This window comes from Dialister sp. CAG:357, assembly GCF_000435155.1.
GTDB lineage: Bacteria > Bacillota > Negativicutes > Veillonellales > Dialisteraceae > Dialister > Dialister hominis.
On the sequence record NZ_FR896442.1, the window covers coordinates 1 to 12686 of the forward strand.

The 12686-nt window shown below is 45.9% G+C and carries 10 protein-coding genes; all 10 read right to left on the reverse strand.

What is annotated here, in order from left to right:
• Positions 1-73: 73 nt before the first annotated feature.
• On the reverse strand, positions 74-523 hold the full coding sequence (gene dut / locus M3200_RS06415) for a dUTP diphosphatase (protein ID WP_022382710.1): 450 nt from the start codon (positions 521-523) through the stop codon (positions 74-76).
• The gene (locus tag M3200_RS06420; protein ID WP_022382711.1) at positions 520-2607 is read right to left on the reverse strand and encodes a polyribonucleotide nucleotidyltransferase; all 2088 of its coding nucleotides are present in this window, start codon (positions 2605-2607) and stop codon (positions 520-522) included. Before M3200_RS06420 ends, dut begins: the two co-directional genes overlap by 4 nt.
• A gap of 191 nt (positions 2608-2798) precedes the next feature.
• Positions 2799-3068: a 30S ribosomal protein S15 gene (rpsO, locus tag M3200_RS06425; protein ID WP_022382712.1), complete on the reverse strand. Its 270-nt coding sequence runs from the start codon at positions 3066-3068 to the stop codon at positions 2799-2801.
• A gap of 141 nt (positions 3069-3209) precedes the next feature.
• Positions 3210-3998: an ABC transporter ATP-binding protein gene (locus tag M3200_RS06430; protein WP_022382713.1), complete on the reverse strand. Its 789-nt coding sequence runs from the start codon at positions 3996-3998 to the stop codon at positions 3210-3212.
• Positions 3999-4002: 4 nt separating this feature from the next.
• Positions 4003-4884, reverse strand: a complete 882-nt coding sequence (locus M3200_RS06435) for an ABC transporter permease (RefSeq protein WP_022382714.1) — start codon at positions 4882-4884, stop codon at positions 4003-4005.
• A gap of 126 nt (positions 4885-5010) precedes the next feature.
• Entirely contained in the window at positions 5011-6018 is a 1008-nt protein-coding gene (locus tag M3200_RS06440; protein WP_288178198.1) for an ABC transporter substrate-binding protein, read from the reverse strand.
• 53 nt (positions 6019-6071) lie between these two features.
• Positions 6072-7067 carry an ABC transporter substrate-binding protein gene (locus M3200_RS06445; protein ID WP_022382716.1) on the reverse strand — a complete coding sequence of 332 codons (996 nt, stop codon included), beginning with the start codon at positions 7065-7067 and terminating at the stop codon, positions 6072-6074.
• Between the two features lie 186 nt (positions 7068-7253).
• Positions 7254-7439: a 50S ribosomal protein L32 gene (gene rpmF, locus M3200_RS06450; RefSeq protein ID WP_022382717.1), complete on the reverse strand. Its 186-nt coding sequence runs from the start codon at positions 7437-7439 to the stop codon at positions 7254-7256.
• A 312-nt stretch (positions 7440-7751) separates the two neighbouring features.
• Positions 7752-9626, reverse strand: coding sequence for an excinuclease ABC subunit UvrC (gene uvrC, locus M3200_RS06455; RefSeq protein WP_022382718.1), 1875 nt, complete (start codon positions 9624-9626; stop codon positions 7752-7754).
• The gene (gene uvrA, locus M3200_RS06460; RefSeq protein ID WP_022382719.1) at positions 9610-12468 is read right to left on the reverse strand and encodes an excinuclease ABC subunit UvrA; all 2859 of its coding nucleotides are present in this window, start codon (positions 12466-12468) and stop codon (positions 9610-9612) included. Before uvrA ends, uvrC begins: the two co-directional genes overlap by 17 nt.
• Positions 12469-12686 lie beyond the last annotated feature (218 nt).

Genomic DNA, 12686 nt, shown 5'->3' on the forward strand with positions numbered 1-12686 from the left:
AAAAACAACACGAAATGTCCTATAAGCCAAAAATCAATGGTGGTATAAAATACCACCATTGACCGGCTTTCTTTTAAGTTCCAGTGCTTCCTACTCCACCAGTTCTTGTTCCATCCGCGCTGTCATTATCTGCTTTATAATATTTTGCAAATATTCCCTGCGCAATACGATCGCCCTTATTGACGGTAAACGCACTATCCGTCGTATTATATACGGCAATCATAATATGTCCTTCATTGTCAGGATTATTATAATAATCAGCGTCTATGATTCCTGTGCTGTTGATAAGAACAATTCCGTGCTTGATTGCCAGGCTTGATCTGATATAGACAGCAAGATATTCATCCTCCTGCATATATGCCTTCAGGCCGGTAGATAAAACGGTGGTTTTATGCGGGGCAAGGATTACGTCCTCGGCACTTTCCAAGTCATACCCGGAAGATTTGCTTGTTTTTCTTTCAGGGAGGTGGATTCCCTTCATTTCCCAAGCTTTTACAACTTCAAATCCGCGGATACGGCTCATTGTTTTTTCTCCAGAAGGAGTGCTTTTCTGGAAAGGTTAATGCGTCCCTTGTCATCAATTTCAGTTACCTTAACCATAATTTCATCGCCTTCTTTAACGACGTCTTCCGGCTTTTCTACACGATGCAGTGCGAGCTGGGAAACATGAACCAGGCCTTCTTTGCCCGGAAGGATTTCAACAAATGCGCCAAATTTCATCAGCTTTGTTACTTTGCCCAGGTATGTTTCTCCCACCTGGACTTCCTTGGTCAGGGATTCAACAATCTTTCTGGCCTTGTTGGCAGCGCCTTCATCCGGAGAAGCGATGTAAATTCTTCCATCTTCTTCAACATCCATCTTGACACCGGTTTCAGCGATGATCTTGTTGATCGTCTTTCCGCCGCTTCCGATAACATCACGAATCTTTTCAACCGGGATTGTGATAGTAATAATTTTTGGAGCATATGCAGAAAGATGTTCTGCCGGCTTATCAATGCATTCAGCAATCTTGCCAAGGATAAACAGACGTCCTTCATGAGCCTGCTTCAATGCTGCCAGAAGAATATCGCGGGACAGGCCATGTACCTTGATGTCCATCTGAATAGCTGTAATGCCCTTTGCTGTTCCTGCTACCTTGAAGTCCATATCGCCAAGAGCATCTTCCATGCCCTGGATATCGGAAAGGATGCTAAAGTTGCCGCCATCTTCAATCAGGCCCATAGCAATGCCTGCAACCGGAGCTTTCAGCGGTACGCCTGCATTAAGCAGGGACATGGTGCTTCCGCAGACGGAAGCCTGGGAAGATGATCCGTTGGATTCAAGAATTTCAGAAACGACACGGATTGCATATGGGAATTCATCTACAGATGGAATAACCGGAAGCAGAGCTCTTTCAGCAAGAGCGCCATGACCGATTTCACGACGGCCAGGACCGCGGGAGCCCTTTGTCTCGCCTACGCTGTAAGACGGGAAGTTGTACTGATGGATATATCTCTTTTCTGTAACAGGTGTCAGATCATCAATGGTCTGTGTTTCAGACATAGGAGCCAGTGTGGTAATGGACAGAGCCTGTGTCTGGCCGCGGGTAAAGAGTGCGGAGCCATGGACACGTGGAAGGAGTCCTACTTCACAGGTAATATGACGGATTTCATCCAGCTTTCTTCCATCCGGGCGGATATGTTCGTTGGAGATCATCTTGCGGACGATTTTCTTTGTCAAATGATCGAGACTTTCTGCAACGTCTGCGCCATTGTCCGGATAAATTTCAGCAAAGTGTTCCTTTGCATCTTTCTTGACAGCATCGATATTGCCATCACGTCTCAATTTATCTGCATCAAAAACAGCCTTTTTGAGAGCATCAGTTGCATAAGCTTCTACTGCTTCTTCAATTTCTGCCGGGATATCAGCAAATACAAGAGTACGTTTCGGTTTGCCGACTTCAGCAATAATCTGCTTCTGGAAGCGGCAAAGTTCCTTTATGCTTTCATGGCCAAACATAATAGCATCCAGAACTTCTTCTTCCGGAGCTTCTTTAGCGCCGCCTTCAACCATCATGATAGCTTCTTCGGAACCGGCAACAGTTACATTCATAGTAGATGCTTCCATCTGTTCCTGAGTCGGGTTGATGACGTATTCACCGTTGACTTTGCCTACTCTGACACCTGCAATAGGTCCATCCCACGGAATATCAGAAATGCCCAGGGAAACGGATGCGCCAAGCATACCGCAAAGTTCCGGCGCATTATCATAATCAACAGAGAGTACAGTCGCAACTACATGCACATCATTGCGGCATCTTTTATCAAAAAGCGGACGAATAGGGCGGTCGATCAGGCGTGCGTTCAAAATCGCAGAATTTCCTGGTCTTCCTTCTCTGCGCAGGAATCCTCCCGGCATTTTACCTACAGCATACATCTTTTCTTCATAGTCTACAGTCAGAGGGAAGAAATCTGTTCCTTCACGCGCTTCTTTGCTTCCTGTAGAAGTTACGAGTACGACTGTATCACCATAGCGAATTAACGTAGCTCCATTTGCTTGTTTTGCCATTTTACCAGTTTCAACGACTAACTGTCGGCCGGCAAGTTCCATTTGAAATGTCTTAAACATCCCTATTCCTCCTGTTATACAAATAATTTTATGTACTCCTTATTATATAATAAAATCTAAAATTTTAACAAGTCTGCTGAAACAGTTTTAAGACAGCATAATGATTAATCTTTTAGAAGTTGTATGAAAAAATTTTACACATATAGAAAAATCCCTTCTGCTGGATACAGCAGGAGGGATTTTTTCATTTCTTATTTCAGACGTAATCCGAGTTTCTGTCCAAGAGTTCTGTAACGTTCAATGTCCTTGCGGCGGAGGTAGTCAAGCATGTTTCTACGCTGGCCAACCATTTTCAGCAGTCCGCGGCGGGAATGATGGTCTTTCTTGTGCATCTTCAGATGTTCGGTCAGAAGAGCGATTCTCTTGGAGAGAATTGCGATCTGTACTTCCGGAGATCCGGTGTCGCCTTCATGAACAGCATACTGTTCGATAATTTCTTTCTTTACTTCGTTTGTAAGCATAATAGCCTCCTAAAAAATATAAATTGCTGTATCTAAGTCATCGCCGGAGATGCGAAAAACCGGGATGCAGTTCACACGCTAGTTATTATACCTGCCATGCGTGAATTTTGCAAGAGAATAAGCAAATGAATTGATGATTCATCAGCCTAAAACGATACGATCGCTTACAGCATCTGCCGTTTCCTCAAATTTCTTGAGAAGATCATCAATGGTCAGATTCTTCTTCTCATCTTCTGAATAATCAGCAATGATCCTGCCATTATTCATCATGATAAGCCTGTTGCCATACTTCAGGGCATCTTTCATATTATGAGTGATCATCAAGGTCGTTAAGTGCTGTTCATGCACGATTTCATCCGTAATTTTCAAAACCTTTGCTGCTGTTTTCGGATCAAGCGCGGCAGTTGGTTCATCAAGAAGCAGTACTTCCGGCCTTTTAATCGTGGCCATAAGAAGTGTCAGCGCCTGTCTTTGCCCGCCTGAAAGCAATCCGATGCGCGTAGAGAGACGATCTTCAAGTCCCAGATCAAGCCTGGATACCATTGCTTTGTACTTGTCATGATCGCCAGCAGAGAATGCCCAGCGCAGACGGCGGCTTTCCCCTCTTCTGGATGCCAGCAGAAGATTTTCCTCCACCTGCATTCCTGCCGCAGTTCCTTTAAGCGGATCCTGGAATACGCGGCCTATAAACTTGGCTCTCGTATATTCACTCATTTTAGTGACATCTTTGCCGTTGATTTCAATAGTTCCTGAATCCGGAAGATACGCGCCTGCGATAGAGTTCAGGAGCGTGCTCTTGCCGGCTCCGTTGCCTCCAATAACAGTACAGAAATCCCCGTCATTGAGTGTCAGAGAAAGATCGTTCAAAGCTTTCTTTTCGTTGATGGTTCCTTTAAAAAAGGTCTTGCTGATATGAGAAACGTTTAACATCTGTTCAGCCTGCCTTCCCCATATTCACTTTATCTTTGATCATCGGTGCTGCAAGTGCCAGCATGACAATAATCGCAGTAAACAGTTTCAAATCATTTGGTGGCATTCCGAGATAAAGTACACCTGCAATGACCACTCTGTAAAGAATGGACCCCAGAACGACAGCAGCAAGCGAAGCGGAGAAGCTGTCAGCGCCTAAAATAACTTCGCCGATGATGACGGAAGCAAGGCCGATAACGATTGTGCCAATCCCCATCCCGACATCAGCGAACCCATTATTCTGTGCAACAACCGCACCGCAGAGTCCGATGAGCGCGTTGCTGATGAATAATCCGATAATTGTCATCGTGTCTGTATTGACACCCTGTGCACGAACCATCTGCGGATTAAAGCCCGTAGCACGAATGCACATGCCAAGTTCTGTTCCGAAGAACCAGTAAATGAAACCGATAATCACGGCCATCATAATAAGCGGAACGACAAAACCAGCTGCAGACATGCTGATGTGAAGCATTTCAGATGTTGTTGAAAATACCGTATCGGCACGGAGCAGCGAAATATTCGCTTTCCCCATCACGTGAAGATTGATGGAATATAAAGCGATCATTGTCAGGATCCCGGCCAGAATAGCAGGAATCTTAAGCTTCGTGTAAAGAACGCCGGTAACAACCCCTGCGATGAGCCCGCCCAATGCACCTGCGGCCAGTCCGGCCCAGGGTGAAACACCTGCTGCAATCATTGAAGCCGCAATGGCTCCGCCCAAAGGGAAACTGCCTTCGCAAGTCATATCAGGCACATCAAGCACCCTGAAGGAAAGAAATACACCGATTGCCAGAATTGACCACATGAGCCCTTGTGCCACTGTGGATATTGCTAAATCTACCATAGATACAATCTCCCTCCTTTAATCAAGCGAATTGCCTGTCAATCAATAAAGGCGGCAAGCGCTGTTCTACCGCTGCCGCCTGTTAACTACCTGTAAAATGCGAGGACAGCAGTCTCCGGATTTAAATCAAGGTCTTGCTGGCTGGTTATCATACAAGTACAGTTTTCTTGCCCGCTGCCATACGTCACTGGGCAGCTTGATATGAAGCAGGTCCGCCTGTTTCATATTGATAACCATATCAGGATCGATTTGATGGGTAATCGGAATGTTCTCCGGCAGGAAATTCCCGCTTAAGAGTCTGGCAGCAATTCTGCCCCCGCTAAATCCCATACGGTAATAGGACGGTGAAACCGATATCAGAGCACCTTTCTTCACCATCTCCATCTGTTCACCGATAATAGGAATTCCCGCGGGTGTCAAAATCTTTACCACTGCATCAAAATTCTTGAGTACGGCGGGATCCTCCGGAATATAAACAGCATTCACATTGCCCAAAAATTTACGGATCTGGATATCCGATCTCTGGTCCGGATTAAAAGCAACCTCGAAAAGACTGATATTTTTCTGTTCTGAAACTGCTCTCAAAATCTTAAGCTGGAGCACTGAATCCTCATCTGTGGGATCGTACAGGATTCCAAGCTTATTCACAGGGAAACACTGCGCAGCCGTTCTTATCTGCGTCAGTACCTGCGGAGTATCCGAGATGCCTGTAAAGTTTTCGTGGGATTTGAAAACCTCGTCGCTTTTGAAAAGATATACTCCAACACCTACGACCGGTATGTTTTTGGTCACTTTGGCAAGAGCCTTGGCCGAATCCGTACCGACAGCTATAATAAGATCTTTTTTATTCGAGGAAAATTTCTTGGCGCCCCGTTCAAGCTTCTTGTCATCCCCATTGGCATTGATCACTTCGATATGAAGTCTTTCTCCATTCGCGTAACCGCTGGATTCCAATCCTGCTAAAGCCCCGGCTACCATTTTATCCTGTTCAGGCAGGCTTTCGGATTGCAGAACACCAATACTGTATACGTTTTTCTGCGGTATAGGTTTTGTGCTTTCCTCCGGAGATTTCTGCTTATTGCCAAAAAAGAGAATTAAGGCTATTGCTATATTGCAGACTGCAAAAACAAGCATAAGCCACCAGAGCTTTTTAAGTTTCGAGGCCACTTCCTGAATCCCTTCTTAAATCAGACCATTTCAGCCCTGTCAAGAACCGATTGAGGAATCTTGATTCCGAGCGTGTCCATTTCATTCTTATTGATATATAACTTAGATTTGTCAGCACCTTCAACAGGGAAGTCTTTTACTGTCTTGTTTCCCTTGAGGATCTCGGCTGCCATTTCACCGGCACGGTGCCCGATGTCGTAGAAGCTGATTGATTCAGAAGCCAGAACACCAGATTTTACATGTCCCTGCTCAGCGCCGTATACCGGAATCTTTTCCTTATTGACAACTGCCATGAGTGTCGGAATAGAAGAAGCAATAATATTATCCGTTGGCACGAAAATTGCATCTACTTTTCCACCCAGGAAGCCTTCGGCAACCTGCTGTACATCATTGACACTGTTTACGGTCAGTTCAACGACATCGATGCCTAATGGCTTGCAGGCATCTTTAAGTTTCTGGGCCTGAATCACTGAATTGATTTCACTTGAATTATAGATGATTCCTAATTTCTTGATATTAGGCTGAATTTCCTTGATCAAAGCAACCTGCTTATCGAGCGGTCCCCTGTCATGAGTACCGGTCACATTGCTGTCAGGCTGTTTTTCAGACTTCATCAGTTTTGCATTTTCAAAATCTGCAATTGCGGTGCAAATGATCGGAATTTTATTTGTTGCATTGGCCATAGCCTGTGCTGCAGGCGTTGAAATGGCCGCAATAAGCTTATAGTCGCCAGATACGAATCTGTTAGCAATAGATCTGAGGTTCGACTGATCTCCCTGCGCATTCTGCTGGTCTATTTCGATTTTGTCCTTGAGGCCGCTTTCATTTAATGCATCGACAAAGCCCTTGTTGGATTCATCCAGTGCAGGATGCTGCACGATCTGTACAACGCCAACCTTCATTTTACCGCTGTTTCCGGAGCTCCCGGAGTTGTTTCCACAACCTGCGATTACACCTGCTGCCATTAATCCGCAAATCCCGACAGCTAAGATTTTCTTCCAATTTTTTCCTACCATTCTACTATTCCTCCATTCTTAAATCTAAAACAAATCAAATTTCCACAATCAATAAGAACAATTATGGAACCGATATGCTGTTTTAGCGATGACTTTCGATAATTATAGCATATAAAGGCATTTTTCACCATGTAATATACAAAATAACACAATAAAAAACGCCTCTACAGGAGAGACGTCTTCTTATTAACCTTCTACAGTTTTTGTAATGACTTGTTTGCCTTTATAGAAACCGCATACCGGGCATACATGATGAGGTTTTTTCATTGCGTGGCACTGTGGGCATTCCACAAGACCCGGAACAGTCAGCTTCCAATTAGCACGTCTTTTATCACGACGGGATCTAGAACTTTTTGTCTTCGGAACCGGCATTTCTAGCACCTCCTTACCTATCGGCCGTTATGCCGTTTTATTCGTCTTCGCTGCACTTCAATTACGATTTCGGTGCACTGCTCTAATCAACTTAGAGTAAATTATCAACTTCATCATTATACGAAGAGTTATGCCATTTGTCAAGGATAACATTCATTCTATACGGTATTTTCCATGACATATTGCTGAACACTGAGGGAGCGTCCTGAAAAGAAATCTTCATACAAAGAATTCCGTTGTAATGCTGTGTATCAGTATACCGTATCAATGAAAAGCATAACAATCCTTTTGCTTTAGGCAGGCAGAAATTCCTTATGGCTGATTTGCCCCGGAAGGATCTGCATGTATCCCCGCAATCACCATCTGCTTCTCGTCTTTTCTCAAGCGGAAAAAGCGGTACAAATTGGCCGCGGCTTTCTTATTCATTCCCGGAACGCTTGCCAGTTCTTCTTCTGTCGCCTTTTTCATTTCATCCAGGGAACGAAAAGCATGCCAGAGGGCATTCCTTCGTGTCGGCCCGATTCCCTCCACATGATCAAGGATAGACTCTGTATTGCGTTTATTCGTCCAGCTTCTATGATACGTAATTACGAAGCGGTGCGCTTCATCGCGGATGAACTGAAGAAGCTGCAGCGCAGGCTCGTGATGATCAAGCACAACAGGAACATCACTGCCTTCCACATAGATTTCCTCTATTCTTTTAGCAAGCCCGATGACCGGCGCGTTGCAGCCCGCATTTCTGATTACAGGAAGGGCCGCATGCAGCTGCCCAAGCCCGCCATCAAGAACAATGAGATCTGGTTCAGGCCAGTCTTTTCTATTTCCATATCTTCGCTGCATCACTTCCGCCATGGATTTGAAATCATCTGCATGTCCCTGCGTGGTTACCAGTTTGAATTTGCGATACTCGCTTTTTGCGGGACGTCCATGCTCGAAAACAGCCATTGAGCCGGTCGTTTCGGCCCCCTGATTATGAGATATATCAAAGCATTCCATTCGCTCGGGAAGACGGGGCAGGTTCAGTAGTTCCTTCAGCTTCTTAACAGCGCCCTGTTCTCTGGCATCCTGATATTCCCACTGCAGTTTCTTATCAGAAAGATATTTTTTGGCATTTGCCATAGCCATGTCTTTCAGCTTTCTCTTGAAGCCTCTTTCAGGAACAATCATCTTCACTTCCGTTCCTTTGATCTGCTTCAGCCATTCCAGCAGAAGCTCAGAGTCCTTAGGCAGCATGGGAAGAATGATTTCCTTCGGAACGGACATCGGATTCCCGGCATAGAAATCCTTGATAAAAGCTGTAATAATGTCCTGATCCTGCTCATCAGCGCTTTCCGGAATACTGAAATTTTCTTTTCCAACCATTCTGCCATAGCGGATGTAAAAGACTTCAAGGCCGGTATGGCTTCCATCTCTTGCCATTCCGACAACGTCAAAGTCTCCTTCGTTGGAGATGATGTTCTGTCTCTGCTGAACGCTCTGAATCGCCCTGATCTGATTCCTGAATTCTGCAGCCTTCTCATATTCCAGTGCTTCTGATGCCTGCTCCATCTTCTGCTGCAATTCCTTTACCAGTTCTGTGCTCTTGCCTTCAAACAGGTCACAGATGGTCTTTACGTACCGCTGATACTCTTCCTTCGTGCAGTAATTGAAGCACGGAGCACAGCAAAGATGCAGGTGGTACTGAAGGCAGGGTCGCGGCACTTTCATGGAACGGCATGTACGGATAGGATAGTATCTCCGCAAAACACTCAGCGTCTTGCGAAGGCTGCCTACATCCGTAAACGGGCCGTAATATTTAGCATGATCGTCTCTTCGTATATTCCTTGTTACGAAGATGCGCGGCCATTCATCCCCCGTCGTGATTTTGACATATGGATATGACTTGTCATCTCTCAAGGAAATATTATATTTAGGGTGCATTTCCTTGATCAGATTGCATTCCAGGATCAGTGCTTCCATCTCAGATCCAGTCATGGTGATATCTAGATCATCAGCATGCCGTATCATCGCTGCAACTTTAGGCGAACGATTCTTGTCCTCTCTGACATAGGAACGAACCCTGTTTTTTAAGTTCTTTGCTTTCCCGACATAGATGATACGGCCGTCCTTATCTTTCCATCTATATACACCGGGCGAGTCAGGAAGTGCTTCGACTTTAGCCCGGATTTTATCATTGACTTCTATCATCCTTATGCCTCTTCATTATTTCTATAGTCCGGTCGATGACAGGCTTCAAATATTGGCCGGTATAAGATCTGGAAACCTGACAGATTTCCTCAGGAGTTCCTTCTGCAACGACTTCACCGCCTTTATCGCCGCCCTCTGGACCGAGATCGATAATGTAGTCAGCTACTTTTGCCACATCGAGATTATGTTCGATAATGACAACTGTATTCCCCTGATCGACCAGCTTCTGCAGTACGATAAGCAGTTTGCGTATATCTTCACTATGAAGTCCTGTAGTCGGCTCATCGAGGATGTAAAGGGTATCACCCGTTCCTCTTCTCATCAGTTCCGTAGCCAGCTTTACACGCTGCGCCTCGCCGCCGGACATCGTGGTAGCCGGCTGTCCCAGACGGATATAACCCAGCCCGACTTCCTGCAGTGTTAAGAGCTTGCGAAGGATCTTATCATGATTCTCGAAGAACGGAATGGCTTCATCAACAGTCATATTCAGTACGTCTGAGATATTTTTCCCTTTATACCGCACTTCAAGAGTTTCTCTGTTATACCTTGCCCCATGACAGACTTCGCAGGGAACATAGACATCCGAGAGGAACTGCATCTCAATTTTGATGATGCCGTCGCCATGACAAGCTTCGCAGCGTCCGCCCTTTATATTGAAGCTGAATCTTCCAGGCTTATACCCTCTCATCTTGGCTTCTGAAGTCTGGCTGAAGAGCTCCCTGATATCCGTAAAGATTCCCGTATAAGTTGCCGGGTTCGACCGGGGTGTGCGCCCGATCGGCTGCTGATCTATATCAATGACTTTATCAATGTATTCGGTTCCTTCCATGCTCTTGTAGGCGCCGGTTCCATATGATGTATGGTTTTTGATATTTGACAGTCCCTGGTAGAGAATCTCATTGATCAGGGTACTCTTGCCCGATCCCGATTCGCCTGTGACAACCGTCATCTCTCCAAGCGGGATTTTTACATCTATATTTTTCAGGTTGTGTTCTGTTGCCCCGCGGATTGTCAGGTAGAGCCCGTTTCCCTTCCTCCTGCTTTCAGGAAGCGGTATATATTTTTCACCTCTCAGATAAGCCCCGGTTATGGAACCAGGTGTATTTTTTACATCTTCAGGCGTGCCTTCAGCAACAATATATCCGCCTTTTTCACCTGCACCAGGACCGATATCAACGACCCAGTCTGCCGTACGGATCGTATCCTCATCATGCTCTACCACGATCAGGGTATTTCCCAGGTCTCGCATTCCCTTAAGAGTGGCAAGGAGACGGTCGTTATCCCTTTGATGGAGTCCGATGGACGGCTCATCCAATATATACAGGACTCCCACAAGCCCGGACCCTATCTGTGTAGCAAGACGGATGCGCTGCGCTTCCCCGCCGGAAAGTGTCATCGCATTTCTTGAGAGCGTAAGATATTCCAGACCGACATTGGACAAGAAGCTTAAACGGCTTTTTACTTCCCTGAGAATCTGGTCTGCAATGACCTTCTCCTTTTCCGTCAAATCGAGATTTTCGAGGAAAGGAATCAAATCAGCAACCGGCATAGCGGACAGTTCAGCAATATTCTTATTTCCGACACGGAACGCAAGGCTTTCGGGCCTGAGACGTGCGCCATGGCAGACAGGACACGGTTTTTCGATGAGATAGTTGGACAGAGTTTCCTTCATCTTTTCCGTCCATGCTTCCTCATAGCGCCGTTTCGTCATGGGGACAATTCCTTCAAATGTCCGCTGATACGTCTTCGTTTCGCCATCCTGATTCGTGTATTGGAACGTCAGGAGCTCTGTACCGCCGAATTCGAATTCCATCTGCGCTTCTTCCGGCAGATCATCGAAGCAGTTGTCCATTCCCAAACTATACGATTTAAGGAACGCATCCAGCTGTTTATAGAGCCAGCTTTCCTTGTTGTATGGAAATGGCTTGATGGCCCCCAGACGGAATGACAGGCCGTGTTCCGGAAGAATACGGCTGAAATCAGCTTCCAGGGAAGCTCCGAGCCCCGTGCATGCAGGACATGCACCAAGAGGATTGTTGAATGAGAAAATCCTGGGCTCAGGCTTAGGCAGTGAAATCCCGCATTCCGGGCATGCAAAATGCGTACTGAAAATGTGGTCTTTGCCGCCAATCACTCCCGCAACCATCATTCCGTCTCCCAGCTTAAGAGCTGCTTCAACAGAATCAGTCAGGCGCTGTGTAATTCCCTCTTTGATGATGATCCTGTCTACTACCACTTCAATGGTATGTTTCTTGTTCTTCTCCAGATCAATGTCATCATTCAGGACAGCGACTTCTCCATCGATCCGTACCCTGACATACCCTTCTTTCCTGAGCTCTTCCAGCAGCTTTTTATGTGTCCCCTTTTTCCCGACAGCTACCGGCCCTAATATAAGAAGTTTTGTGCAGTACCCCAGTGCTTCCAGTGCATCCACGATCTGGTCGATGGTCTGGCGCTGTATCGGTTTTCCGCAATTCGGACAAAAAGCTCTGCTGGCATGCGCATACAGCATACGCAGGTAATCATGAATCTCAGTAACCGTGCCTACGGTGGATCTTGGATTATGGCTCGTTGATTTCTGATCGATGGATATGGCAGGAGACAGGCCGGAAATCTTATCAATATCCGGCTTATTCATCTGCCCCAGGAACTGACGGGCGTAAGCAGAGAGAGATTCTACATATTTTCTCTGTCCTTCTGCATAAATCGTATCAAAAGCGAGTGAAGACTTCCCGGATCCGGAAAGTCCGGTAAATACAATCAATTGGTTTCTGGGGAGTGTCAGATTGATATTCTTCAGGTTATTCTGACGTGCCCCTTGTATAACAATTCCTTTTTCCATACATTCTCCTCATAACATGACAAGATTTTCCAGTGCGCCAAGCCGCAGATGCGTATCAAACTGTCATCAGGCTAGATTCTCTTTTTCATAGGCCTGTTGATACGTTTCTTGGCTGATTCCTGCCTTTTCAATGCGGCATCTGCCCTTGAACCATATCTATTCGTCCATTCCTGACGAAGCTTGCTTAAACGGTCACGAAGCATGGCTGCCTCTTCGAA

Coding starts and splice junctions, on each gene's coding strand:
- dut (WP_022382710.1), bottom strand. CDS start 523: ATGAGCCGTATCCGCGGATTTGAAGTTGTAAAAGCTTGGGAAATGAAG.
- M3200_RS06420 (WP_022382711.1), bottom strand. CDS start 2,607: ATGTTTAAGACATTTCAAATGGAACTTGCCGGCCGACAGTTAGTCGTT.
- rpsO (WP_022382712.1), bottom strand. CDS start 3,068: ATGCTTACAAACGAAGTAAAGAAAGAAATTATCGAACAGTATGCTGTT.
- M3200_RS06430 (WP_022382713.1), bottom strand. CDS start 3,998: ATGTTAAACGTTTCTCATATCAGCAAGACCTTTTTTAAAGGAACCATC.
- M3200_RS06435 (WP_022382714.1), bottom strand. CDS start 4,884: ATGGTAGATTTAGCAATATCCACAGTGGCACAAGGGCTCATGTGGTCA.
- M3200_RS06440 (WP_288178198.1), bottom strand. CDS start 6,018: ATGCTTGTTTTTGCAGTCTGCAATATAGCAATAGCCTTAATTCTCTTT.
- M3200_RS06445 (WP_022382716.1), bottom strand. CDS start 7,067: ATGGTAGGAAAAAATTGGAAGAAAATCTTAGCTGTCGGGATTTGCGGA.
- rpmF (WP_022382717.1), bottom strand. CDS start 7,439: ATGCCGGTTCCGAAGACAAAAAGTTCTAGATCCCGTCGTGATAAAAGA.
- uvrC (WP_022382718.1), bottom strand. CDS start 9,626: ATGATAGAAGTCAATGATAAAATCCGGGCTAAAGTCGAAGCACTTCCT.
- uvrA (WP_022382719.1), bottom strand. CDS start 12,468: ATGGAAAAAGGAATTGTTATACAAGGGGCACGTCAGAATAACCTGAAG.